Origin of the sequence: Micromonospora sp. WMMA2032 (genome assembly GCF_002688545.1) — a bacterium.
In the GTDB taxonomy this organism is placed as follows: Bacteria; Actinomycetota; Actinomycetes; order Mycobacteriales; family Micromonosporaceae; genus Micromonospora; species Micromonospora sediminicola.
In genome coordinates this window covers 5,885,092-5,908,545 of sequence record NZ_CP024052.1, presented here as the reverse complement: position 1 = coordinate 5,908,545, position 23,454 = coordinate 5,885,092, and the positions used below count along the sequence as shown (strand labels likewise).

Here is a 23,454-nt window from a genome sequence, read left to right as displayed (position 1 = left end):
CGGGCGGGCGGTGGCCCGCGTCTCCCGCGACCGGCGGGACTGGGGCGGGACGACTGGGGGAAGATGGGGACATGCCCACCCTGCGTCTCGCCCTGTGCCAGGTCAACCCGACGGTCGGCGACCTCACCGGAAACGCCGAGCGGGTCCGCGCGTGGACCCGCAAGGCCGCCGACTCCGGCGCCCAGCTGGCCCTCTTCCCCGAGCTGATGGTGACCGGCTACCCGGTCGAGGACCTGGTCTTCCGCCGGTCCTTCGTCGCCGCGTCCCGGGCCGCGCTGCACCGGCTCGCCGCCGACCTGGCCGCCGACGGCCTCGGCGACCTGCCGGTCCTGGTCGGCTACCTGGACGCGGACGGGCCGCCGCAGGTCAGCTCCGACGCCGAGCCGGGCCGGGGGGCCCGCAACGCGGCGGCGCTGCTGCACCGCGGCGAGGTGGTGGCCACCTACTTCAAGCACCACCTGCCCAACTACGGGGTGTTCGACGAGGACCGCTACTTCGTTCCCGGCGACACGCTGACCGTGGTGCGCGTCGGCGGGGTCGACGTGGCGCTGACCATCTGCGAGGACCTGTGGCAGGCCGGCGGCCCGTTCGCGGTGGCCCGGCAGGCCGGCGTCGGGCTGGTGCTGAGCATCAACGGCTCGCCGTACGAGCTGAACAAGGACGACGCGCGGCTGCCGCTGGTGCGCCGGCGCGCCGCCGAGGCGGGCGCGGCGATCGCGTACGTGAACATGGTCGGCGGCCAGGACGAGCTGGTCTACGACGGCGACTCGCTGATCGTGGCCGCCGACGGCACGCTGCTGGCCCGGGCGCCGCAGTTCGTCGAGCACCTGCTGGTGCACGACGTGGAGCTGCCCGCCGCGCCGGAGGCGACCGGCGGCGCCACCGACCTGGCCGACGGGATGCGGCTGGTCCGCCACGAGGTCTCCGGCATCCCGGCCGCGCCGACCGGTGAGGCGGCGATCGGCGGGATCATCGAGCCGGTCGCCGACGAGGCCGAGGTGTGGCAGGCGCTGGTGCTGGGGCTGCGCGACTACGTGGACAAGAACCGCTTCCCCTCGGTGGTGCTCGGCCTCTCCGGCGGCATCGACTCGGCGGTGGCGGCGGCCCTCGCGGTGGACGCGCTCGGCCCGCAGCGGGTGGTCGGCGTCTCGATGCCCAGCCAGCACTCCTCCGAGCACTCCCGCACCGACGCCGAGGACCTGGCCAAGCGGACCGGCCTCGACTACCGCGTCGAGCCGATCCAGCCGATGGTGGACACGTTCCTGGCCAACATGTCGCTGTCCGGCGTGGCGGTGGAGAACCTCCAGGCCCGGGTGCGCGGCGTGATCCTGATGGCGCTGTCGAACCAGGAGGGCCACCTGGTGCTCACCACCGGCAACAAGAGCGAGCTGGCGGTGGGCTACTCGACGCTCTACGGCGATTCGGTGGGCGGCTACAACCCGGTCAAGGACGTGTGGAAGACGCTGGTCTGGCGGCTGGCGAAGTGGCGCAACGCGGACGCGGCCCGGCGCGGGGAGACCCCGCCGATCCCGGAGAACTCGATCGGCAAGCCGCCGTCGGCCGAGCTGAGCCCCGGCCAGCTCGACAGCGACACGCTGCCCGACTACGACGTGCTCGACCCGATCCTGATCGGCTACGTCGACGGTGACCTGGGCCGCGACGGCCTGATCGAGTCCGGCCACGACCCGGCGGTGGTGGACAAGGTGCTGCGGATGGTGGATACCGCCGAGTACAAGCGGCGGCAGTCCGCGCCCGGCACCAAGATCTCCATGAAGGCGTTCGGGCGGGACCGGCGACTGCCGATCACCAACCGCTGGCGCGAGGACGGCTGAGCGGGCCTCGGCCGGGAGTGAATTCCTCCACTCCGACCTGCCCCCGACCGGCCGCCCGGTGCGACGATCGCGGGGAACCCGGGGACCGCGCGCGCGGCCTCGAGGAAGGAGATTGTCATGGTGGAGTCCACCCCGACCGAGGTGACCGCCCTCTACGGCGGGCCGGCCACCCGGCGGATCCGCACCCGTGACCTGATCGCCGCCAAGGAGCGCGGCGAGCGGTGGGCCATGCTCACCTCGTACGACCAGTACACCGCCTCGATCTTCGACCAGGCGGGAATCCCGGTGCTGCTGGTCGGCGACTCGGCGGCGAACAACGTCTTCGGCTACGAGACCACGCTGCCGGTCACCGCCGAGGAGCTGCTGCCGCTGGTCCGCGCCGTGGTGCGGGCCACGAGGCACTCGCTGATCGTCGGCGACCTGCCCTTCGGCTCCTACGAGGAGGGGCCGGCGCAGGCGCTGCGCACCGCGGTGCGGTTCATGAAGGAGGGCGGCTGCCACGCGGTGAAGCTGGAGGGCGGCCGGCGCTGCGCCGCCCAGATCGAGGCGATCGTGGGGGCCGGCATCCCGGTGATGGCGCACATCGGCTTCACCCCGCAGAGCGAGCACACGCTCGGCGGCTACCGCGTGCAGGGCCGGGGCGACACCGCCGAGGAGGTGCTCGCCGACGCGCGGGCGGTGGCCGACGCGGGCGCGTTCGCGGTGGTGCTGGAGATGGTGCCGGGCGAGGTGGCCAAGCGCGTCACCGGTGAGCTGCGCATCCCCACCGTCGGCATCGGCGCCGGCCCGGACACCGACGGGCAGGTGCTGGTCTGGCAGGACATGGCCGGGCTGCGCACCGGCCGGGCGCCCCGGTTCGTCAAGCGTTACGCCGACCTGGCCGGCGCGCTCACCGACGCCACCCGCCGGTTCGCCGACGAGGTACGCGGCGGCGAGTTCCCCGCCCCCGAACACACCTTCTGAGGTGTAAGGAAGGGCCCCTTCTTAACGCCTGGCGTAGAGGAGGGGCCCCTTCTTAACGAGCGCCGCTCAGAGATCCGTGACCCGGATGCCGGCGTGCGCCTTGTAGCGCTTGTTGATCGCGATCAGGTTCGCGGTGAACGCCTCGATCTGGTGGGCGTTGCGCAGCCGGCCGGCGTAGATGCCCCGCATCCCGGGGATCCGGGCGGCCAACGCGGCGACCACGCCCACCAGGTCCCGGTCCTCGGTGCAGATCAGCACGTCGAGGTCGATCCGATCGACCTCCGGGTCGGCCAGCAGCGGCGCGCTGACGTGGTTGAACGCGGCGCAGACCCGGGAGTCGGGCAGCAGCGCGGCGGCCTGCTGCACGGCGCTGCCCTCGGCCACGGTGAGCGCGTACGGGCCCTGCTTGTCGAAGCCGAGCGGGTTGACGCAGTCCACGACGATCTTGCCGGCCAGCGGTTCAGCGAGCGCGGCGACGGTGGCGGCGTGCCCGTCCCACGGCACCGCCACGATCACCACGTCGCTGCGCCGGGCGACCTCGTCGTTGTCGGCGCCGGTGACCGTCGCGCCGGCCGGCATCCCGGGCAGGGCGGCGATCTCGGCGGCGGCCTGAGCGGCCCGGTCGGCGGCGCGGGAGCCGATCAGCACGGTCTGCCCGGCCCGGGCGAACCGGTAGGCGAGTCCCCGCCCCTGGTCGCCGGTGCCACCGATGATGCCGACGGTCAGCCCGGAGACGTCGGGCAGCGTGGTCGCGTCGTAAGCCATGCGGTCATCCTCGCAAAGGGTGCCCGGCGTCGGCGCGTCGAGGCGCTGTGACAATCCCCGCCCCCGCCGGGTCGGTGCGGGACGTCCACCGCCGGTCAGGCGCGTTCGAAGGCGACCTTGCGCTCCACCGGGTCGGCGACGGTCAGCCGGACCCGGACGCGCTCGCCCAGCGGCAGGTCGCCGACGCAGCGGGCCCGCACCGGCGGCTCGTCCAGCGCGACAGTGCCGCCGGGCGGCCGGCCGGCCCGGCCGTTGCCCGCCGGGCGCGGCTCGTCCACGTCCAGCACCGCCGCCTCGAACGTCTCCCCCACCCGGTGCGCCAGCAGCACCGCCTCGGCCAGCTCGATCGCGCCCCGGGTGGCCGCGCCGGCGGTACGGTCGGTCGTCGCCATCACCTCCGGCAGCTTCGGCAGCGCGTCCCGGACGTGCTCGGGTACCTCCCGGCCTTCGTGCAGGGCCAGGCACGCCTCGGTGGCGTAGCGGTCGGCGAGCCGGCGCAGCGGCGCGGTGACATGCGCGTACGCGGCGGCCACCCCGCCGTGCTCGGGCTGCTCGGGCACCGCGCCGTCGAAGGCGGTGTACGCGGCCCCGCGCATCAGCTCGGCGGCCTGGTCGACGAAGGCGGCGGCCCGGGGTCGCGACGCGTCCAGCCCGGCGAGCACCTGACCGACCGGGACACCGTCCGGCCACGGCACGCCGAGCGGGCCGGCGGCGGTCCGTAGCCGCTCGACCGCCTCCGCGCGGGGACGCGGCATCGTCCGCAGCAGCCCGATCCGGCCGGCGAGCATGATGTCGGCGGCGGCCATGCCGGTCAGCAGCGAGATCTGGGCGTTGTGTTCCTCCATCGCCCCGGGGCCGCGCAGCACCAGCCGCCAGCCGTCGCCGTCGGGCTCGACGTCCTGCTCGGGCAGCGGCAGGTTGATCGCGCCCCGGTGCAGACCACGGGTGGTGAGCAGGGCCCCGATCTCGGGCAGCAGGGCGATCGGCTCGGGCAGCCGGCCGGCGTCGGCGTCGCGTTGCACCCCGCCGTAGTCAAGTTTCGCCCGGCTGCGCACCAGGGCCCGTTCCAGGGTGACCGCGACCGTGCCACCGTCGGCGTCCAGGTCGATGGTCCAGAGCACCGCGGCCCGGTCGGCGTCGGGCAGCAGGCTGGCCGCCCCCTCGCTGAGCGTGTGCGGGTGCAGCGGCACGTTGCCGTCCGGCAGGTAGACCGTCTGGCCCCGGCGCCACGTCTCCGCCTCCAGCTCACCGCCGGGGCGTACGTGGGTGAACACGTCGGCGATCGCGTACCGCACGCGGTAGCCGCCACCGGGACGGCGGGCGAGGTGCATCGCCTGGTCGAGGTCGCGCGAGGTCGCCGGGTCGACCGTGACGAACGGGACGTCGGTGCGGTCGACGACGGCCGGCGGCGGCGCGGCCGCCGCCGTGTCGGCCTCGCGCTGCGCCGCGGCCGGGAAGCTCTCGGGCAGTCCCAGCTCGCGGCGCAGCGCGCCGAAGTCGATGCGGGGCGCCAGTACGCGTCGGATCACCACGCGGTCAATCCTGACAGCGTCCCGCACGTTCCGCTCACCGGCGCGACGGCGTCAGCTCCCGCCGCGCGGGTGAGCGGTCGGGGTCAGGCCCGGCGGGCCGGGGCCTTGCGGGCGGTGGTGGTCCGCTTGGCCGTGGTGGTCTTGCGGGCCGGCGCCTTCTTGGCCGCCGTGGTCTTCTTGGCCGCGGTGGTCTTGCGCGCGGTGGTGGTCTTCTTCGCCGGGGCCTTCTTGGCCGCCGTCTTGCGCGCCGCGGGGCGCGTCGAGGCGGTGGTCTTCTTGGCCGGCGCCTTCTTCGCCGCGGTGGTCTTCTTGGCGGCGGTGCTCTTCTTCGCCGGCGCCTTCTTCGCGGTGGCCGTCCGGGCGGTGGTCGTCTTCCGGGCCGCCGTGGTCTTCTTCGCCGCCGTCGTGGTCTTCTTCGCGGGCGCCTTCTTCGCCACCGTCTTCTTCGCGGTGGCCTTCTTGGCCGGCGCGCTCTTGGCGGTGGTCTTCGTGGCCGGCGCCGTCCGACCGGCGGTCTTCTTGGCCGCGGTCTTCTTGGCGGTCGTCCTGGCCGCCGTGGCCCTGGTGGCGGGCGCCTTACGCGCCGCCGACACGACCTTCTTGGCGGCGGCCTTCTTCGCCACCGCCTTCTTCGCCGGCGTCCGTCCGGCGCCGGCGCCCGAGGCGTTCGGCGACGCCTTGGTGACCGTCGTCGTCCTGCCCGCGGTGGTCCTCTTCGCGGTCGTCCGTTTCGCGGCCGGGCGGGTGGCCTGCTGTGCTTCGGCCATCTCGGTTCCCTTTCCTGGGGACGTGCTCTCGCCCTCGCGGAGCACGGATCACCTCGACGCGGGCCCTCCCGCGCCGTCTAGCGGCCCTCCCCGGCCCAACGGGCGTCCTCGGCATCCCACGCTTCGTTACGCTCCCGCACCTGCTGCAGGGCGTTCTCCGCGTCGGAGGCTGAGGCGTACGGTCCGAGAACGTGCTTCGCGGGGCACACGTCGGCATCGGTCTCGACCCGGTGGTGTCGCGTGCACCAGTAGTAGTGCCCACCACTTCCGTCGTCGCTCATGCGATCACTGTGCACCGGGAACCGCCCGGCCGCCACCGGAACGCCACAAATAGTCGTCGCCCTCTCCACATTAGACCTGGTCGTGGCGGTCGGGGCGGGGAATGGAGGAACAACCGCAGCGACCACCGTCGTCCGAACGGCCGGTACCACGGACGGTCCGCACCGGCCAGGATGACCGCTCGTGATCACCATGACGACGGGCACGGGGGCCTGCCCGCGATGCGGCCGGACGCCGGTGTCGCTGGACGGGGCGCTGCCCTGGTGCGCCGGATGCGACTGGAACCTCGACGCCTACGACGCGGACCGCCGGCCGCCCGAGTTCGGCTGGTCCTGGGTCGACAGGCGCACCCACCGACTGGCCACGCGCCTCACCCGCCGGCAGTACGCCGCGCTCGTCGGCCGGCCCCTGGAGTCGACCGGGCGCTCACTCGCCGGCGCGGTCACCGTCGGCATGTCCCTGCTGCTCCTGCTCGGCGTGGTGGGAGTCGCCGTGGCCGGGGTGTGGCTGCTGGTCGCGTACCCGTTTCCGAACCTCGCGGTGGTGGGCGGGGTGGCCCTGATCGCGCTGGCGGTGGCGCTGCGGCCCCGGTTCGGCCGACTCGACCCGGATCTGGAGGTGCTCACCCCGGAGGAGGCGCCGGAGCTGCACGCGCTGATCCGGGAGGTGGCCACCGCCGTCGACGCGCCGCTGCCGCACCTGGTCGGCGTCGACGACGACATCAACGCGTACGCGACGTCGGTGGGACTGCGTCGACGGCGGGTGCTCGGCCTCGGGCTGCCGTTGTGGGGTGCGCTGGACGGGCCGGCGCGGGTGGCGTTGCTGGGCCACGAGCTCGGTCACTTCGTCAACGGCGACATCCGACGCGGCCCGGTCACCCAGCCGGCGCTGACCATGCTCGGCAACGCCGCCGACCTGTTCCGCCCGCGGGGCGACACCCAGGCCGACGGGCTGCTGGCGATGGTCGGCGAGTGGCTGGGCCGGCTGGTGTCCTGGACGCTGTCCCGCCTGCTGTTCGCCGGCCACGTGGTGCTGGTCGCCACCGCGTTGCGCGACAGCCAGCGGGCCGAGTACCTGGCCGACGAGATGGCCGCCCGGGCCGCCGGCACGGCGGGTGCGACCCGTCTGATCGACGTGCTGCTGCGCACCGAGTCGGTGGCCATGGTGGTCCGCAACGCGGTGCGCGGCGGGCAGGGCCCGGCCACCTGGCGGGTGGGGATGAACCGTTCCCTGGACGGCGCGGCCGAACGGCTGCCGCTGGAACGGCAGCTCACCATCCGGGAGGACGCCTCGCTGTTCGCCTCGCACCCGCCGGCCGGGCTGCGGCACCGGATGTTGACGGCGCGCAGCCCCTGGCAGCCGGCGGTGGAGCTGACCGAGGAGCGCGCCGCGCGCATCGACGCGGAGCTGGCGCGCCACTACGAGCGGGCCGGCCGGGCGCTGAGCTGGTCGGCCTGAGCCGGTAGCGGCGGTGGGCGGTGGGGCGGTCAATTGCCCGCCGGCGGTCCGGCGACCGACGGTCGGCGACACCGCCGGACGGGACCGGACCTCGGTTCTCGCCGCCTGTCGAGCTGATGTCACCAACGACTCAGACCGCGACCCGCGCCCGACCGTCCGCGTCACCCGCCGGCGTCCGGTGGCGGGCGGCCATCCCCCGGCAGCGGCCGAGCAGGGCGAGCGTGACCAGCACCAGCGCGAAGCCGGCGAACTCGTGGTCGAGCAGCCAGAAGAACTGCACCACGACCAGGTGCAGCACCAGCGCGAACGTGAGCGCGCCGAGCGCGCGGGCCCGCCGGCCTGCCACCCACAGGCCCAGCCCGACGGCGGTGACGAGCAGCGCGGCGACCGACGCCGCCACGTGGACGCCGCGCCACGGCCCCGGCTCACGGGACAACAACACCAGCGGCCGGCCCAGCGAGAACACGGCGAGCAGCCCGACCGCCACCACCGTGGCGCGGTCCAGCGCCGGCGACCGAGTCGTTCCCGACAGCAGCTCGACCGGGGTATGCAGACGGTCCGGCCAGCGGAGCCCGGGACGGCGAACGTCACCCGCCGCCACCGCGTACGCCAGGGTCTGGGCCGTGTTGGCCCGCCGTTCCCGCTCGGTGGGCGGCCGGCGGCCCACCACGAGGACCACGAACAGGCACGCGGCGAGGAACGTGGTGTGGATCAGCGCGGCGACCGGCTCGTAGAAGTAGTCGTGGTCCCGGGTGACGAACTTCCCCACCTCGTCGATGAACAGCCCGAACCCCACGCCGGCCAGTGCGGCGGCGGCGGTGCGCACCGCCCGGCCCAGGAAGAGCATCGGGAGCAGCTGCGCGACGAGCATGACGAGCCCACCCCAGAGCAGGTGCGCCACGTGCAGCTCGCCGGAGCCGAGCTGCGGGAAGCCGGTGGCCGCCAGGTAGAGCCGGGTCACCGCGACGGTGAGCGCGGCTGCGACCAGGAAGAGCCGGAAGCGGCGTAGGCCGTCGGCGTCCCGGAGCGGGAGGCGCTGTCGGGGCAGGCTCATACCCCGATCCTGCGCGGCCGGTACGGCGACCGACATCCGGAACCGCACCCATGCTTCCCCTAGGGAGGGGCGACGCCCGGCCATGCTGTATCCCATGGGCCATCGAAGCGACCGGGAGTCCGATATCCCCCGGCTCCTCGACGAACTCTGCGTCAGGCTGGGCTTCTGCCTGTCACCGGCGGAGAGCCGACTGCTCCGCGAGTCGCCCCCGGGTGGGGTGGACGGCTTCACCGACGCGGTGCTCGCGGCCGAGGGGATGAGCGGCAGCGAGCACCGGGACCTCCGTCGTCAGGTACGAGAGGTCGTCGAGCGGCACCTCAGCCGATGGCCGGAGGCAGGCGATCACCCGCACCGGTGAACTTTGTCGTGTTTCCCGCACCGGCGCGGCGCACCCGACGCCAGGGAAGGCGCGCGAGTCGCGTTCAGCGGCAATCAAGGACGCGCCGCCGGAACCCAGGAGGTCCGCACGAACGAGGAAGACGGCAGTCCCGTCGTCGGCGGCCACGCCATCGGCCTCCGCCGACACCAGGACCAGTGGAGTCGACGACACGACACGCCGTGTCCGCAGTGCCCTTACGACGCACCGCACCGCAGCCGGACTCGGCAACACGGGCTCGGGCCCGACGCCGATGCCGATGCCGATGCCGAAGATCGGAGCCTTGTCGACGAGCGACCATTCGCGGCCCTGCGCGTCGGTGAACACGACCCGCACCACAGCCGGGAACGAGGGAGGTCCACCTAGTCGACTGCTTCGCAGGCAAGCTCGACGCGGTCGCCAGGGATGGAGAGGCGTCGTTCCATTGCTCGATCCTGCCTGCCGAAGCGACTCGTGCAAGCCTGCAAAAGTCTCGGTGCCCGGTGTTGGCGCGGGCTCCAAACGCTGGTGAGACTGGGGCGGCTGACGTGCCCGGCTCAGTCGTGGCGGTGGCCGTTCAGGTCGCCGCGTGCCCAGCTGACTCGTTCCGGCCGGTCGCCGGTGTCCCCGTAGCAGAACTCTTCTACAGCCAGACGAATCTGAAGTCTGGGCAGCGTGCTGCGGGGGCTGTGGATCAGTCCAGCGTCGGGGTTCGCCACGACCTGGGGGTCGACCTTCGGTGGTCTTGGGTTGTCGGTCAGCCAGACGTGCTCATTGGTGCCGCCGCGTCTCGGGCTGCGGGAATCGACGCACCACATCAAGGCTCCGTAACCGGCGGTCTTGTTGACCGCGACGGCGAGCCAGGTGTCTGACGTCAGCTCGTCGTCACTGACGGGCCCGTCGGCGATGCCGAACCAGGCAAGATCGTCAGATGGGAGCCGGTCCATCGTTAGCTCGACCAACTGAGCCTTCTCCTCCAACGTCGTCGCGTGGCGCCAGGACTCATCAAACACGCGACTGCTCACCGACAGAATCACGCCCGAGACCGTAGCGATCCGACCAGGTTTCCTCCAAAGGTAGGACCACGGCCTTATGCCGCCCGACAACGGCATCCTGCCCTCCATGGGTCGGTCGGCGACTCGTTCGACAACGCCCTGATGGAGAACTTCTGGCCGACCTTGAAGATCGAGCTGGTCTACCGCAACTCCTGGCGGACCCGCGACGAGGCCGAGAACACGATCTTCGCCTACATCGATGGCTGGTACAACACCCGCCGCATCCAGAAAGACCTCGGCTGGCGATCCCCAGACGAGTACGAGACCGCCTGGCACACCCACCAGGCCCGACCGGACGAGACGGCTATCGTTCAGCCTGAGCCCACCGGCGCCAGGTCAACCCTCCGGCGAACCGGGGGAAGCTCGTCCACCGACAGGACGTGCCCGACCCTCCCACACCGCCGCCTGCCCCGACTCCGTAACCAACGAATGCCGGCCCGGAGAGGCCCCACGACGGCACGGCCCGACCGACCCGAGACGAGACCAACTGAGTCGGCGCTCAAGACGTCTCCAGGGCGTCGCCGGGCGTCAAACGCCGGCCAAAGTTGACCGACGACGACCATCGACGCCCGGACATAAAACCAGCTCAGAGCCATGATCACGGCTCTGAGCTGGTGGGCGACGGACGAGTCGACCTGTACGCCGGATTAAGATCATCGCACCCTTGCTGACCTGGGGCGAAACCTGGTGAAGGCCGCTGTAGGCCGTCGCCAGGCCGTACAGGCAACTGCGCCGGCCGTCAGCCCAATCTAAGGCCCCCCGAAGTCAGCCAACCTCAGCGATCGAGGATGACTTCAGGAGGACGACGCTCCTCTGGAGCGTGCTCACCGAAGACTCGTAGCGCGACCCCTGCCCTCTCAGCATCGCTGGCAAATATCTCGTGACCGTTCGGCACCAAGCTCAGCTGTGCACGCCAGTTGTCCAGGTCGGCAGATCCAATGCCTCTTGTTACTGACGGGGAGGGGTTCGGCGGGAGGTCGTGCGAGATCAAGTGACTACGGACCCTCGCGGGCACCTGACGAGAGTAGAAGCGAGACAACCCCCACCATCCATTCAAATGAACCTGCAAGAGCCTGAACCCGCCAGACCGCATTGTCTGCATATCTTTTGTGGGTTTCGCCGCACACCAGTCGAGTAAGTTCTTATTGTAATGAGGTACGAAGTAAGCGATCATTGCATGCTCGGCGAGATCTACCCCCGACCCCAGCACTCGACCCGTTTTCATTTCTACGTAGCGATCGTAATATCCCCCGAACAGGTCAGGCCCATCATCGGAGTCATTTATGTGGTCGGACGAGGACATGGTGGCGTACTCGACCTCCAGTGGGGTCACGAAGACATCCCAGCCGCCTGGGAGATGGTCCTCGTAGATCCTCGACAGGGTTTCGTGCTTGCGAGTCCGTTCCCACACATTGCTTGAACCATCTTGCCCGTACGCTTTACCTACGTACATGACTTCTTGCCCGGCGATTTCTTCGTTGGCGTCCATGAAGAAGCTGGCAAACGCCCATGCGTCGCCGTGGATTGTGTGATCACCGCTACGCAACGAGAAGTAGCTTCCATCGGCATGTAGTCGGAAGCTGGAAATCACTTCACCATCCGGCGCAGGGATCACGAGCCTCTGACGCCATTCTTCCGCATGACCTTCTCGTCGACTTACGACGTCGACCTTCACGCCGTAAGGCTTCGAAAGGACGCTAGCCGGGTCAAGGCGCACTTGCGGCCGGCGCGAAATCAGATAGAGATGCGAGCTCTGAAGAGCGACCGCCAGATCCGTAGAGTCGAAACGCCTCTGATAGATGTGGACCGGCCGCACACCGATAGTAATTGTTCCCGCCACATCCACCACTCTAGCCCCATCGAGCGATACACAGAAAGACCCACATAGTGATTAATTCCGACAGACTAGAGCCTGTTGCGATGGAAAATGTCGTCGATCGCTTTTCGGGTGCGTTCCTCGCTGGCGGGCATCAGATGGGTGTAGACCCGAAGCGTGAAGCCGGGGTCGGAGTGCCCGAGATACGACGCGAGGGCCTTGATGCTCTCCCCCGCGTCGAGCAGCGACGAGGCGTAGAAGTGGCGCAGCGCGTGCATACCAGTGGCCCGGGTCGGCGTGATGCCGGCCGCCCGTACGGCGGGGCGCCAACTCTTGTCGTCAAAGGTGTGTCGGTTGATCGCACCCCGCCGGGTGGTGGTGAACAGCAGCGGCACCGTCACCCGCTCATCGTCGGCCGGGTTCTCCCACGGCAGGGTGAGCGACACCGACGGGAAGCCGTCGATGTGCTGACGCAGCACCAAAGCGACGGAGTCAGGCAGCGGTATCCGGCGGTCCCGGTCGTTCTTGGGCAGGCCGAAGACGAGCCGGGACCGGACGAGCTTGACCTGACGCGAGACGTGCACCCACCCGGCGTCAAGGTCGATGTCGTCGACGCCGAGCCCCAGGATCTCGCCCTGCCGCAGACCGCAGCCGGCGCCCAGGTCGACCATCGCCCGGTACCGCTGGGCGAGGCCACCGCGGATTGCCGAGACCTGGTCGTGGCGCAGCGGCACCACCCGGCGCTGTACCGGTCGCGGCTCGGTGACCGACTTTGCCGAACACGGGTTCTTCGCGATCCGTTCGTCGTCGACGGCCGCGCCGAGGATGGTCCGCAGGTGCGCGAAGATGACGGCCCGGGTCGCCGGGGCCAGCTTGCCGACCAACGCGGCGTCCCACTCCCGGATGTGGCCCGGCTTGATCGCCCCCAGTTGCCGAGAGCCGAAGAACGGCAACAGGTGCTTGCGTACCCGATGCTCAGTAACCTCCCGCGTCGACTCATCGAAGGAACGAGTTCGGAGCCAGGATTCGGCGTACTCGGCGAAGGTGATGCGGCCGGCGGACGGGTCGACGTAGGAGCCGCGAAGCTTGTCCGTCTCGGTGGAGACGAGGAAGGCATCAGCGTCGCGCTTGGCCCGGTCCGGGAAGGACTGGCTGCGTTCCCGGCCGTCCGGGCCGATGTACCGGACCCGATAGCGCATCCCCTTGCCGAACAGATCCGACTTGATCCGTTCCTTCCGGCCGCCGGGATGTTTGATCACCTTGTACCAGCGATCCTCGACGTGCCCCATCAGGCCGCCGCCTGCTCACGTACCCATGCCCGGACCGCTTCCGGCTCGTAGCGCAGGTGTCGGCCGACCCGAGCCGCCGGCGGACCGTACTTGACCTTGCGCCAGCGGTACAGCGTCTCCTGCGGCACCCGGAGATACGCCGACACGTCCCGAACCGTCCACAGCTCGTCCTTGGCCATCACAGCCCCTCCCCCGTCTTGTCGTCCGCTTCCGTCGTCGAGCTGTCGTCGGGGAGCTGGGCCGCGCGGTCCTTGGCGGCGAGCAGTTCGGAGCGCCACCGGGCGCGTTCACTGATCGACCGCAGCAGCCGGTGAGCCATCGCCGGCACGTCCGGGTCATCGGGGCGGGCCAGTTCCCAGGCGTGGCGGACCCTTTCGACGGTGGCGCCCTGGTCGTCGACGCCATCGAGGCCGACGGTGACGCCGAGCAGCGCCCGCACCCAGGCCCGCACATCGTGCTTGTGGTCGGAGAGCGTCTTGCCGGACCAGTCGCGGGAGATGAGGACGCGCCGGCCGCCGATGCCGAGCGTGTCCCGCTGGTGAACTTTGCCCTTGCAGCGGCCCGGCTTGAGCTTCGCGTGTGCCTTCTTCGGCTGGACCCCGTACAACAGCCAATTCGCGCACCGGTCGGTGCACGGGGTCACCCGCAGTTCCCGCCACAGCCGGTCCAAGTGCGCCCGCTGCCTATCGGTGGTCGCCTTGTGGCAGTCGCCGGTGTGCTTGGTGATGTACTTCGTGACGTACCGGATGGTCCGCTCCGCGTCAGCGGTGCCGGGCATGACGCCGCGAGCGTCGACCTGGGCGCCGAAGCGCACCACGTGCACCGGTTCCACGTCCGGGTCGGCGTCGACGGCGTCGAGCGCTTCCGTCCAGGTGGTCAACGGCTGGCGGGTGTCCGGGTCGACCCACGCGCAGGCGTCCTCGTCCCACACCGGAGGCCGCTCGACGGTGTACCGCTGGGCGTCGACCGCCGGCCACCACACTTGGTGGTAGGTCGCTGCCGCGACGGTACGCAGGATGTCCCGGGGGATCGTGCCCCGGATGGCGAAGTGCGCGTGCGGGGCGAGGCGGCGTTGCGGCTCGACGCAGCCGGCGTACTGGACGTTCCAGCCCTCACACCTCCGCAGGTTCTGCCAGAACCGGTCGAGCAGCCGAGGGAAGTGCACCGCGTCCCACGCCGCGCGGCGATAGTCGTACCGGTCGGGGTTGAGCGGGGTGCCGTCGGGGCGGACCGGGCCGTAGGAGTCGAGGGTGAGCGTCAGCCACATCGACGGCCGGTAGGTGGCCCCGTCCGATCCGGTGTATGTCCTGCCGACGGTGCGCGCCTCGACCTTGCGCCGAGGCAGTTCCGGGGCGTCCTGCCGCCGCCGGGTGGAGCGCTTGCGGCGCGGGCCGATGTCGTCGTCGCCCTGGTCCTCGTCGGCGGTGGCGTGCGGAGGGGCGACCCGTCCCCGGAGCCCTTCGGCCGCGATCGCCTCTTCCACCTCGCGGATCGCCTCGTCGAGGTCTTCGACCTGGTCCCACTGGCACGCCCGGGACGCCTCGTCACGGGAGAACTCCAGGTGTGCACGGAAGAGGATCAGGGACGACTGTTCCTCGGTCGCCGGTTCCGGGGGCGGTAGCGGCTCGTCGTCGCGGTGCCAGCCCTCCCGGATCTGCGCCTGCCGCAGCCGGCGGTTCTTCTTCGCGCACGGCGCGCACTTGTCCTCCCGGGTCGCCCCGCAGGGCAGGTCGATGACGTCGGTCAGGCCGGTGTCGAGATCCGTGCGGCGCATCGCCAGGGGGCGCACGCAGACGCCGTACTCGGCGGCGATCTCCTTGAGCACGTCCACCGAGCGGGGAAGCGCCATGCGGGCCGCCCGCGACCCCGGCAGAGGAGCAGCGGCCGGGGTCGGGGCGGCCGGCGCGAGGCCGGGCAGCGTTGGAGCGGTCATCGGATGATCCCGACGACGTGCGGCCGGTTGGGCTGGACAGCGCGCGGAGGCAGTGCCGCCGGGACGACGGGCGGCGTCGGCACGGTCGGGCGGACCGGTTCGACCTCGGTGGCTTCCGCCGGCTCGTCGTACCGGTACGCGCCGGGCTGGTCCGGCTCGACAGCCGGCGGGGTGACCGGGGCGTTGGACAGGACGACCTTGACCAGTGCGAGGAATGCCAGCGACGGCACCGCCGCCACGGTCCAGCCCCACACCGACGATTCGGCTTCCGCGACCTGGGCCGCGAGGGACAGCAACGCGAACGCCACCAGCAGCGAGCCGACCAGGCCGACGGGTCGACCGGTGCGACGGCGGGCGCGTAGTTCCAGGCCGAGGTAGATCGTCATCAGCTCGACCGCTACGGCGTTGGCCCAGCCGATCCAGTTGGGTTGGCCGTGGGCGACGGACAGGTCGTGGACGTGGGTGAAGGCGGCGGCGCCGGCCATGGCGCCGATGGCGAGCAGGATCACCAGCCGTACGGCCGATTCGGTGCGCTCGGTCATCGCCACTCCCGCAACGGCTTCTCACAGATGGTCAGGTCGATGCGGATGCGCCGGTCGGCCATGTCGGGGCGGCGGTTGACCATGTGCGCCAGGCCGTGCAGGGCGGCGGCGGTCTGGTTGGCCGGGCCGACCAGGCGGATGCGCAGCGGGCGTCGGAGCCGGTTGACGATGCGGGTGAGGGTGGTCATCACGGGTTACCTCCTGGCCGGTCGGATGTCGGTGCGGATGTAGTCGGGAGGGGCGCCGAGGGTGGCGACGGCTTCGGAGAGGCAGCGCCACAGCGCCCATGCCTCGTCGGGGGTCAGGGACATCCGTCGCCGGCCCGCGCCGACCGCGAGATAGACCGGGTACGGGTCGGGCCGTTGCGGGTCGACGCGGACGGACACGGCGGTGACGGGTTCGGGGGTGCGCAGCCGGTAGAAGCGGCGACCGTTCGGGAGGGTGGTCACCGCGGTTCACCCCCGCCGTCGGAGTCGAGGAGGTTGCGCAACGCGTCGGGCAGCAGTCGCCCGGATGGCTTGCGGGGCAAGGGAAGGCGTACCGGTTCGGTGGCGGTTTCCCGGCCGACCTGGGCGAGGATGTCCGAGGCGTCAGCCGGCGCCGGGAACCGCTGGGCCATGTCGCGGATGTCGTCGTCGCTGACGTAGGAGAACCGGACCCGCATCGGGTCGGGGGTGCCGTCGAGGATCACGTACCCGACGCCCTTTGCCCACCGGGGCATCTGATCCGCGAGCGCGCCCCGGTTGCGGGCCCCGTCGCCGAGGACCATGTCGACCTGTGACGCCTCGGTCAGGCCGAGCGCGATGCGGGTCGGGAACAGGTCCCGGAACGGCAGCACCTCCTTACGCGGGTCCTGCAACGCGGCCACCACCAGGACGCCGACGCCGGCACCCTGCGACAGCAGCAACCCCAGTGACGACGCGATGCGCTTGCGCAGCTCGACATCCTGCAAATAGGCGGTCAGCGCCGCCATCTCGTCGACGACGACCACGACCAGGGGGTCCGCCTCGGTCGGCGTGTGCACCCGAACCGTTCCCGCCAGGCGGGTCTGACGTTCCCGCAGCACGGTCACGGCCTCGTCGAGCAGGTCCGCCATGGCCTCGAATGACTTGCACGCGAACCGGGCGAACATCGGCCGGCCGAGCGCGAACTCCATCCCGCCCTTGGGGTCGACCACCCACAGCCGCACCAGCCCGGAGGCGACACCGCCGCCGAGGACTCGGACCAGCGACCACAGCACCGAGCCCTTCCCCGACCGGGTGGCGCCGCCCACCAGGACGTGCGTGGCGAGCAGATGCAGCGACCAGGGACGCAGGTCCTCCCGCCGGGCCAGTGGGAGCGCGGTGAAGTCCGGCACCGCCGGCACCGGGAACGGCGGCACCAGCGTGCGCAGCGCATCGGTACGCACCAACGCCACGTAGACCACCGTCGGCCGGTCCCGATACCGCACCCGATCCACCAGCCGCAGCACCCACGCACCCCGACCGGCACGCGTCGGCGGGTCGCCGGGGCGTTCCGCGTAGACCCGGGCGTGCCGGCGGCCGAAGGCGTAGGCCAGGTTCGCGCTCATTCGCTGGAACTGTTCCGGCGTCTGCCCCCGGACCATCCGCACCGTCAGCACGTCGAGGGCCTGATCCGAGCGGACCCGCAGCAGCTCGGGGAGAACGTGTCGACGGTCGAACGTCTCGGCGAGCCCGCACAGCGTCATGGCCTCACGCCACACCCGCCGGTAGACGAACACCCGCCGGAACGACCCGAGCAGCGGACCCGCCAGCCACGCCCACCACGACGACTCATCCCGCCAGCGCCACACCGCCGAGACCGCCGCTCCCAGCACCAGCGGCACCACCAGGCCGGGCCAGTCGAACTCGACGTAGAGCCAGAGCGCCAACACCACCGCGCCGGTTGCCACCGGGTGACGCAGGCACCACCACAGCAGCCGCCCCGACCAGCGCAGCACCAGGCCGACCGCCACCGCCCAGACGGGCAGCTCTAACCGCTTCGGACGGAACACCAGCAGGTCACCGGCCGAGGTCGTCACCACCTCACCGCGAGGCCGCCCGATCACTGGGCACCCCGCAGCGACACGAACCGGCCCGACGCATCCCGGACCGGAGGAAACGGAAGGACGAGCTGCCCCACGCAGCCCTCACACCGACCGTCGGCGCCAGTGGTCGGATCGAACCGCGACTGACACACGCCACACCGAGGCCAGCCACGGCCAGCCGGACGCATACCCTTGGACACGTCACTACCTCTCTCGACAGAGCAGGGGAAAGAGACACAGGGGCGGGGCTGCCGTCCGCCAAGACCTGACAGCCCCGCCCCCACCAGATGCGGCTACGCCGCCGCCTTCTTGGTCACGCCCGCTGGCGCCCGCAGTCCGGTCGCGCGAAGCGAGTACGCCATCCGGTTGTTGTTGCTCACGTAAGGCGTGACCGTCATCCCGTCGAACTCCACCGCCTCGAACGGCGCACCTGTCGGCGGCACCGGCTGGTAGTCGGCAGAGATCTTCACCGTCGTCTCCCGCGACCGCTTGCCCAACTCGGGGTCGAGATCCATCACGCGCACCTGCCACACCCTCTGGCCGGTCAGCTTGTCCTTCGCCGGGCTACGCCGGCCGGTCTTCTCGTCGTAGTCCTCGACCTCACCCATCGACTCGGGGACCAACGCGCACCCCGCCGGGAACACGTCCTCGAACCGCACGGCGAACCGGGTTCCGCCTCGCAGAGCCATCGCCCAACCTCCAACTTGTTAACTTGTCTGCCAAGTCGCGGTCCAAGGTAGATGGCACTTGGCAGACAAGTCAACAAGTCTCCAGCTCGACCATCGGAGGTTCGCCCTCAATATCTGTTATGTCTGTTCTGAACATCGAGCGCGCCGCGCACAAAGGCATACGGGATCATGTTCGCGTGACTATCCGCGCATCCACCGCCATGCTGATCGTCGGAGCGGCATTGGTGCTGTTGGCCATCCTGACTCCGGTGCCAGTTGATTGGTGGCTCAAAGCATTCAGCAAGCTGACTGATTTTTGGCTCGCTGCTGCAATCGCGACACTAGGGGCAGCCGCACTGACCTTCGGGCTGAGGCTTCGTCGCCATCCCCGATCTGGACGCCCACCTTCCGCGGCGCCCCTCCCGCCGGATCGGCAACTAAGGCCCATTCCAACGTGGACCTTCCCCGTCGGGGCCATAATCATTGTATTAGTCACCTGGATTGCCGTCCTATGGCTGCAATCAGCAGCTCCTAAGGGCACGAACCCGCAAGCGGCGCAACTGCGAATTAATGCCATCCGGACAGGCCTATCGGTGGGCGCAGGCGCTGTCGGCGCTCTTGCCCTGCTGCTAGCGCTTCGTCGCCAACAACTGGCGGAGCGAAGTCAGCAGGCCACAGAGTACGACGCGGGTGAGAAGCGCGTGACAGAGCTATATGTGAAGGCAGCTGAGCAGTTGGGATCAGAGAAAGCGCCTGTCCGACTTGCGGGTCTTTACGCCCTTGAGCGACTAGCACAAGCCAATCCTATGCACCGACAAAGCATCACTGAGGTAATCTGCGCATACCTGCGGATGCCACTTCCTATCGTGTACGGCGAAGGTGAATCGTCAGACGATGTTGCCGAACAGTCTCAGCATGCCGAGAAGTGGGGTGGAGAGCGACAGGTCAGGCTTGCAGCACAGCGACTTCTCGTGAAGCACGCAAAGAATGATGCGCAAACCGTGGCAGAGGGAGCATTTTGGGGCAGCCTCAACTTGGACCTGGCAGAAGCCACACTGATAGATGCCGACTTCTCCGGGACACAAATTGGCTCACTGAACTGCAGAGGGTCGAAGTTCCTTGGGCACGCCAGCTTTAGGGATTCAACTTTTCACAAGCGACCCGACTTTCGAGCAGCCAAATTTTCAGCTGAGGCAACTTTCACGGGCGCTCGTTTCGCCCTAGGAGCAGACTTTATCCAGGTCCACTTTCAGAACAGAGCTAGATTTAATAAGACTAAGTTTGAAGGAGAAGCGGATTTCACGTCAGGAGCGTTCGAGAACGTTACATTCTTTGATAACTCTTCATTTCTAGCTGATGGCGACTTTTCCTTTTGCACATTTCGGGATAGTACTCGCTTCTTCAAAACCAAGTTTGGAAATGATGTATGGTTCGACAACGGCCGCTTTCTTGACAGACTGGCATTCGATGGAACAGCATTCGGCGGCGATGCGAGCTTCGATAGTTCACGATTCGAAGGAACCACCTTCTTTCGAGTCTCTGAAATCAAGGGCAGCTTCGAATTCACCGCAGCCGTCATTTCGAAGAAGGATGGAGCGCGTGCCAATGTGTGGCCCCAGGGCTGGAGGGAAACCGAAAACGGAGAAGGGCTCGAAAGAGAGCAAGTTTTCGAGATCGAGGTCGAATAAATTCGATCTAGACCAGGCGATCGAGAGACAAGCCGTTGGGCAGCATCGAGGCTAGGGCCTTGGCTCTGGCCTCGATGATCCGCATTCGGGCCTGATACTCGGCCGGTTCCCGGTGCGCTGCCTGGCTGGTGACTTGGCCGGGCCACTTGCGGTAGAGCAGCCCGTACTCCCGGGTGAAGTAGCCGGCGCTTACGGCGTTGGCGGCGAGCAGCAGGCCCGTGTCCTCGGAGGCGGGAAGCGCCATCCAGCCGCCAAGGGCGAAGACGAGATCCCGCCGCAGGCACAGCGTCGCCGGGTGCACCGATGCCCGGTAGTCGTTGGCTTGCCAGAACGACAGGACCGAACCGCGGTCGACGACCCCGCCGGCTGGATCCTTGTCCCAGCCGGCGGTTGACCCGTCGGGCAGCAGATCGAGTACCCGCGAGGTGGTCCAACCGATCTGCGGGTGCGCGTCGAACGCGGCGATGTCCCGGGCGAGCGCGCCGGGGGTCAACTGGTCGTCGGCATCCAAGACCTTGATGAGATCGCCTGAGACCCGGGAAAGAGCGAGGGTACGGGCGACGCCAGGCCCACCGGGGCGACCGGTGCCGAGGCTGATCCGGGGATCGTCAGGCAGCTCGTCGGCCAGGACGCCGGTCTGCCCGTCCTCCTGGACGAGCCATTGCCAGTCCCACCCGGTGGGCATTTCCTGCTTAGCCAACGACTCGTAGGCACCAGCAAGGTGCTCGATGCTGGGCGCGTGGACCGGGGTGACGACCGAGACGAGCTGCGTCACGTTTTCCACCGCTGAAGTTTGTGGGAGTAGACAAGCTCGGTGCGATCACCCGGCATCACGACGTCGGCGACCTCGACGACACGCCCCGTGGTGTCGACTGAGGTCTTCCGGACGGTGAGGACGGAGACGCCCGGGTCGATGTCCAGAAGTTCGGCCTCGTCCGGCGACGGCGGACGCGCGCGGATCTCGTCGTCGATCCGGTCCAGCTCGATGCCGATGGTGTGGAGCTGGTGCTGTGTACCGCCCGGCCACGGCTCTTTGCCCTCATCGAGCAAGTCCGGGTTCGCGGCCACCAAGTCGTATGGCAGGTACGAGTACGACACCGTCAGCGGCGCGTTCTCATTCCGGGAGGAAGTCCAGTAGACCCGGCGTAGCAGCGTCGTGCCCGGGTCGACCTGCAAGGCCGCCGCCATCTCCGCATCGGCCTCCACGCGGGTGTACTCGGCGTGGAACTTGAGGTCGTCGACGGTCAGGCCGGTGTCGTGCTCGGTGGCACCGGTCTTCAGCCGCTCGTCCTCGTCGAGCAGGACCCGGTCCTTCTCCCACTGGTAGCGCTCGGCGTTGCGTCGGCGTACACGTTGGCGGGGTGCTCGCACGTAGGTGCCGCGTCCCTGCTCGGCGCGGACCAGGCCCCACTCGCGGAGCTGCCGGATCGCGTTGCGAACGCTGGTGCGGGACAGGCCGGATGACTCGGCAAGCTCGGTTTCGCTCGGCATCAGGGTGCCGGGAGCCAGTTCTCCGCCCATGATCTTTGCCCGCAACTCCTCCGCGAGTTGCAGGTATCGAGGGCGCCAGTCCCGGCCTTGCACACCGGTCACCGTACCCCCTAGACGTTCCAACGTCTGCCAGGTGGTCCCCCCCGCCGGGCGTTCGGGGACCGGAGCAACCGGCGCCGCAGGCCGCTTGGTCTGTCGTCCAGCAAGCCAGGGAGCCCGGCCGGGGCGCCGGCGCTCAGGGTTGCTCATCGCGCTCTTCCAGGTACTGGCCCTTGGTCATCATCACCAGCCGGGCATAGCTCAGTTCGTAAATGAGCCGGTCCAGGCGGATCCGGTCGAGCAGGACGGGTTGCGTCGAGCCGTTGCGAGTGGCGTCGAGCTTCACGACCAGGTCCCTTCGCGCGAACCGATCGAGGAGCATCTGAACGCTGACCCAGCCCGTCCGTTCCTGACCAACGGTGGCGAGAAAGCCTCGGTGCATCGGGTCGTTCGGTCCGCATCCTCGGCACCACGCCGGGCATTCGACAGCACCCGTCACCAAGCCCATGACGCTCTCCCGCTCGATCTTCGGCTCAGCCACTGTGGCTCCCGGTATCTCCACCGGCCTCGACCACCAGGCCACTGAGGCGCTCGATTAGTTGAGTGGCCTGCGTCAGGGGCAGTTCGGCCCAGCCGATGCCGGCCCGACACGTCGCATGCAGCGCAATTAGGGGAGTCCGAGCGTCGACGCCAATGATGTACGCGACCACCATCCCGCCCGCGCGAGCGTCGCCGATCCGGCGCGTCGCACCGCGATGATAGCGGGTCATCTCCGTCATCAGCGGCGGGACCAGGTGACCGCAGCGATCGGGGGCACACCAGCTTGGATGGTTCACGATGCCTGCAGGCTTGTTCGTAGGCGTCACCGTGGCCACCACCCGACACCGCCCGGGTAGATCTGGACTTGCGTGATCGGCGCGCTGAGCCACAACGTGGACGACTCCTGCGTCTGCTCGACTGACCATCGCGATGCCCGTGGGACAACCACCAGGCGCGTGCGCGGAGGGACCTTAGCCTCGGCTGAACGCACGGGGTGCCGCTTCCGGAGCCACCACAGGAAGAGCCGGCGGCGTCGATGAGGACGGCTGGACATCGCACCTCCACAGGTAGAAGAGAGCCGGTGGCCGACTACGGGGCAATGCAGCCGGTGGCCAACTCGAATAGAGGCACGGCGCACCGCCCGACGGGGACGGGTCGGATATCGCCGAGCCAACTTGTCCGCGCGGCTACCGCAACCGGTCCGACAGGACGCCGCGCGTCAGGTGCGACCAGGAGGGCCAGCGCGAGGCCACCCCTGACACGAGTCGTCACCCCAGCCGCACACAGGGAAGCGTATCTACAAGTGAACGAGTTGTCTAGCAGTCGAAAGGGGTCACTTGGTTGACACTTGGTAAGACAAGTGCCAGGTACGGTAACCAGGTGCCCACCTCGCACTACGGACAGCCTCGATACCGCCTCATCGCTGACGAGCTCAGAAGACGGATCGAGGCCGGCTCCATCCCGCGCGGATCACTTTTACCCCCTGAAAGTTCGCTCACCGCAGAGTTCAATGCGAGCCGCGGCACGATTCGACAGGCAATTGCGCTTTTGAGACACGAGGGTATTGCCATTACTGAGCACGGCAGGGGCACTCAGGTTGCCGCCTTTTTGCCCGGGGAGGAACCGCCTCGCAGCATCGACCTTGAGCGGATCCATCGGGAAGTCCCCGCCGATGCAGAACTTGCTGCGATCTTTGGCATCAATATCGGAGCCACTCTGGTGAGGGATGAGGCTGTCGCACGAGAGGGAGCAGAGGTCGAAAGTGTGACGCGAACCTACCGCAGGCCCCGGGGCGGTCCATAAGAGCCAAGAGTGACGCATCCGAAGAGATCGTTCCGCTAA

The 23,454-nt window shown here is 69.4% G+C and carries 26 protein-coding genes; 6 read left to right on the top strand and 20 right to left on the bottom strand.

Annotated features, from left to right (window positions below; genetic code table 11):
• Positions 1-71 precede the first annotated feature (71 nt).
• Both CO540_RS27540 and panB read left to right on the top strand, forming a co-directional pair.
• Entirely contained in the window at positions 72-1,832 is a 1,761-nt protein-coding gene (locus CO540_RS27540) for an NAD+ synthase (protein WP_099164187.1), read from the top strand.
• A gap of 117 nt (positions 1,833-1,949) precedes the next feature.
• A complete protein-coding gene (gene panB / locus CO540_RS27535) occupies positions 1,950-2,795 on the top strand; it encodes a 3-methyl-2-oxobutanoate hydroxymethyltransferase (protein ID WP_099164186.1) in 846 nt (281 codons plus the stop codon).
• Between the two features lie 66 nt (positions 2,796-2,861).
• Here panB and npdG read toward each other — a convergent pair whose 3' ends face one another.
• From npdG to CO540_RS27515, 4 genes are all read right to left on the bottom strand, one after another.
• Entirely contained in the window at positions 2,862-3,560 is a 699-nt protein-coding gene (gene npdG, locus CO540_RS27530) for an NADPH-dependent F420 reductase (protein WP_091572837.1), read from the bottom strand.
• Positions 3,561-3,655: 95 nt separating this feature from the next.
• Positions 3,656-5,092, bottom strand: coding sequence for an RNB domain-containing ribonuclease (locus CO540_RS27525; RefSeq protein WP_099164185.1), 1,437 nt, complete (start codon positions 5,090-5,092; stop codon positions 3,656-3,658).
• Between the two features lie 83 nt (positions 5,093-5,175).
• Entirely contained in the window at positions 5,176-5,859 is a 684-nt protein-coding gene (locus CO540_RS27520) for a histone (protein WP_253866224.1), read from the bottom strand.
• A 77-nt stretch (positions 5,860-5,936) separates the two neighbouring features.
• Positions 5,937-6,140, bottom strand: a complete 204-nt coding sequence (locus CO540_RS27515) for a hypothetical protein (protein WP_099164976.1) — start codon at positions 6,138-6,140, stop codon at positions 5,937-5,939.
• Between the two features lie 190 nt (positions 6,141-6,330).
• Here CO540_RS27515 and CO540_RS27510 point away from each other — a divergent pair, with 190 nt between their 5' ends.
• A complete protein-coding gene (locus CO540_RS27510; protein ID WP_099164975.1) occupies positions 6,331-7,596 on the top strand; it encodes a M48 family metalloprotease in 1,266 nt (421 codons plus the stop codon).
• Between the two features lie 130 nt (positions 7,597-7,726).
• On the opposite strand, the gene CO540_RS27505 is transcribed toward CO540_RS27510, so the two are convergent.
• The 3 genes from CO540_RS27505 to CO540_RS27490 form a co-directional block, all read right to left on the bottom strand.
• Positions 7,727-8,650: a hypothetical protein gene (locus CO540_RS27505; RefSeq protein ID WP_099164183.1), complete on the bottom strand. Its 924-nt coding sequence runs from the start codon at positions 8,648-8,650 to the stop codon at positions 7,727-7,729.
• Positions 8,651-8,822: 172 nt separating this feature from the next.
• Entirely contained in the window at positions 8,823-9,353 is a 531-nt protein-coding gene (locus tag CO540_RS30635; protein WP_216642308.1) for a hypothetical protein, read from the bottom strand.
• Between the two features lie 209 nt (positions 9,354-9,562).
• Positions 9,563-10,042, bottom strand: a complete 480-nt coding sequence (locus tag CO540_RS27490) for an Imm1 family immunity protein (protein ID WP_157779189.1) — start codon at positions 10,040-10,042, stop codon at positions 9,563-9,565.
• On the opposite strand from CO540_RS27490, the gene CO540_RS31405 reads away from it, so the two are divergent.
• Positions 9,995-10,609 (top strand): IS3 family transposase, encoded by a 615-nt coding sequence (locus tag CO540_RS31405; RefSeq protein ID WP_371682250.1) that lies wholly within the window; start codon positions 9,995-9,997, stop codon positions 10,607-10,609. The two genes, CO540_RS27490 and CO540_RS31405, sit on opposite strands and share 48 nt — an antisense overlap.
• A 226-nt stretch (positions 10,610-10,835) precedes the next feature.
• On the opposite strand, the gene CO540_RS30255 is transcribed toward CO540_RS31405, so the two are convergent.
• From CO540_RS30255 to CO540_RS27445, 9 genes are all read right to left on the bottom strand, one after another.
• The gene (locus tag CO540_RS30255; protein ID WP_157779187.1) at positions 10,836-11,735 is read right to left on the bottom strand and encodes a hypothetical protein; all 900 of its coding nucleotides are present in this window, start codon (positions 11,733-11,735) and stop codon (positions 10,836-10,838) included.
• Between the two features lie 230 nt (positions 11,736-11,965).
• Positions 11,966-13,165, bottom strand: coding sequence for a tyrosine-type recombinase/integrase (locus CO540_RS27480; RefSeq protein ID WP_099164181.1), 1,200 nt, complete (start codon positions 13,163-13,165; stop codon positions 11,966-11,968).
• Entirely contained in the window at positions 13,165-13,347 is a 183-nt protein-coding gene (locus tag CO540_RS27475) for a helix-turn-helix domain-containing protein (RefSeq protein WP_069088959.1), read from the bottom strand. The genes CO540_RS27480 and CO540_RS27475 overlap by 1 nt, the downstream gene beginning before the upstream one ends.
• The gene (locus CO540_RS27470) at positions 13,344-15,098 is read right to left on the bottom strand and encodes a replication initiator (protein ID WP_099164180.1); all 1,755 of its coding nucleotides are present in this window, start codon (positions 15,096-15,098) and stop codon (positions 13,344-13,346) included. The genes CO540_RS27475 and CO540_RS27470 overlap by 4 nt, the downstream gene beginning before the upstream one ends.
• The gene (locus CO540_RS27465; RefSeq protein WP_099164973.1) at positions 15,095-15,640 is read right to left on the bottom strand and encodes a DUF2637 domain-containing protein; all 546 of its coding nucleotides are present in this window, start codon (positions 15,638-15,640) and stop codon (positions 15,095-15,097) included. Before CO540_RS27465 ends, CO540_RS27470 begins: the two co-directional genes overlap by 4 nt.
• Positions 15,637-15,828 (bottom strand): hypothetical protein, encoded by a 192-nt coding sequence (locus CO540_RS27460; RefSeq protein WP_099164179.1) that lies wholly within the window; start codon positions 15,826-15,828, stop codon positions 15,637-15,639. The genes CO540_RS27465 and CO540_RS27460 overlap by 4 nt, the downstream gene beginning before the upstream one ends.
• Before the next feature lie 6 nt (positions 15,829-15,834).
• The gene (locus CO540_RS27455; RefSeq protein ID WP_099164178.1) at positions 15,835-16,089 is read right to left on the bottom strand and encodes a hypothetical protein; all 255 of its coding nucleotides are present in this window, start codon (positions 16,087-16,089) and stop codon (positions 15,835-15,837) included.
• Positions 16,086-17,684 (bottom strand): FtsK/SpoIIIE domain-containing protein, encoded by a 1,599-nt coding sequence (locus tag CO540_RS27450; RefSeq protein ID WP_099164177.1) that lies wholly within the window; start codon positions 17,682-17,684, stop codon positions 16,086-16,088. The genes CO540_RS27455 and CO540_RS27450 overlap by 4 nt, the downstream gene beginning before the upstream one ends.
• A 296-nt stretch (positions 17,685-17,980) precedes the next feature.
• Positions 17,981-18,376, bottom strand: coding sequence for a transcriptional regulator (locus CO540_RS27445; protein ID WP_099164176.1), 396 nt, complete (start codon positions 18,374-18,376; stop codon positions 17,981-17,983).
• Positions 18,377-18,495: 119 nt separating this feature from the next.
• Between CO540_RS27445 and CO540_RS30250 the strand changes: the two genes are divergently transcribed.
• The gene (locus tag CO540_RS30250; RefSeq protein ID WP_157779186.1) at positions 18,496-20,043 is read left to right on the top strand and encodes a hypothetical protein; all 1,548 of its coding nucleotides are present in this window, start codon (positions 18,496-18,498) and stop codon (positions 20,041-20,043) included.
• Between the two features lie 7 nt (positions 20,044-20,050).
• Here the strand turns inward: CO540_RS30250 and CO540_RS27440 are convergent, their stop codons facing one another.
• The 4 genes from CO540_RS27440 to CO540_RS27425 all read right to left on the bottom strand — a co-directional run bounded on the left by CO540_RS27440 (position 20,051) and on the right by CO540_RS27425 (position 22,448).
• Positions 20,051-20,818: a glycosyltransferase gene (locus CO540_RS27440; RefSeq protein WP_099164175.1), complete on the bottom strand. Its 768-nt coding sequence runs from the start codon at positions 20,816-20,818 to the stop codon at positions 20,051-20,053.
• Complete coding sequence (locus tag CO540_RS27435; protein ID WP_099164174.1) at positions 20,815-21,636, bottom strand: GntR family transcriptional regulator; 822 nt, start codon at positions 21,634-21,636, stop codon at positions 20,815-20,817. Before CO540_RS27435 ends, CO540_RS27440 begins: the two co-directional genes overlap by 4 nt.
• Positions 21,637-21,769: 133 nt before the next feature.
• Positions 21,770-22,114: a hypothetical protein gene (locus tag CO540_RS27430; RefSeq protein ID WP_253866221.1), complete on the bottom strand. Its 345-nt coding sequence runs from the start codon at positions 22,112-22,114 to the stop codon at positions 21,770-21,772.
• Positions 22,107-22,448: a hypothetical protein gene (locus CO540_RS27425; protein ID WP_253866219.1), complete on the bottom strand. Its 342-nt coding sequence runs from the start codon at positions 22,446-22,448 to the stop codon at positions 22,107-22,109. The genes CO540_RS27430 and CO540_RS27425 overlap by 8 nt, the downstream gene beginning before the upstream one ends.
• Positions 22,449-22,992: 544 nt before the next feature.
• Between CO540_RS27425 and CO540_RS31400 the strand changes: the two genes are divergently transcribed.
• On the top strand, positions 22,993-23,415 hold the full coding sequence (locus CO540_RS31400) for a GntR family transcriptional regulator (protein ID WP_157779185.1): 423 nt from the start codon (positions 22,993-22,995) through the stop codon (positions 23,413-23,415).
• The last annotated feature ends 39 nt before the right edge of the window (positions 23,416-23,454 follow it).

Coding starts and splice junctions, on each gene's coding strand:
- CO540_RS27540 (WP_099164187.1), top strand. CDS start 72: ATGCCCACCCTGCGTCTCGCCCTGTGCCAGGTCAACCCGACGGTCGGC.
- panB (WP_099164186.1), top strand. CDS start 1,950: ATGGTGGAGTCCACCCCGACCGAGGTGACCGCCCTCTACGGCGGGCCG.
- npdG (WP_091572837.1), bottom strand. CDS start 3,560: ATGGCTTACGACGCGACCACGCTGCCCGACGTCTCCGGGCTGACCGTC.
- CO540_RS27520 (WP_253866224.1), bottom strand. CDS start 5,859: ATGGCCGAAGCACAGCAGGCCACCCGCCCGGCCGCGAAACGGACGACC.
- CO540_RS27515 (WP_099164976.1), bottom strand. CDS start 6,140: ATGAGCGACGACGGAAGTGGTGGGCACTACTACTGGTGCACGCGACAC.
- CO540_RS27510 (WP_099164975.1), top strand. CDS start 6,331: ATGACGACGGGCACGGGGGCCTGCCCGCGATGCGGCCGGACGCCGGTG.
- CO540_RS27505 (WP_099164183.1), bottom strand. CDS start 8,650: ATGAGCCTGCCCCGACAGCGCCTCCCGCTCCGGGACGCCGACGGCCTA.
- CO540_RS27480 (WP_099164181.1), bottom strand. CDS start 13,165: ATGGGGCACGTCGAGGATCGCTGGTACAAGGTGATCAAACATCCCGGC.
- CO540_RS27470 (WP_099164180.1), bottom strand. CDS start 15,098: ATGACCGCTCCAACGCTGCCCGGCCTCGCGCCGGCCGCCCCGACCCCG.
- CO540_RS27465 (WP_099164973.1), bottom strand. CDS start 15,640: ATGACCGAGCGCACCGAATCGGCCGTACGGCTGGTGATCCTGCTCGCC.
- CO540_RS27460 (WP_099164179.1), bottom strand. CDS start 15,828: ATGACCACCCTCACCCGCATCGTCAACCGGCTCCGACGCCCGCTGCGC.
- CO540_RS27445 (WP_099164176.1), bottom strand. CDS start 18,376: ATGGCTCTGCGAGGCGGAACCCGGTTCGCCGTGCGGTTCGAGGACGTG.
- CO540_RS30250 (WP_157779186.1), top strand. CDS start 18,496: ATGTCTGTTCTGAACATCGAGCGCGCCGCGCACAAAGGCATACGGGAT.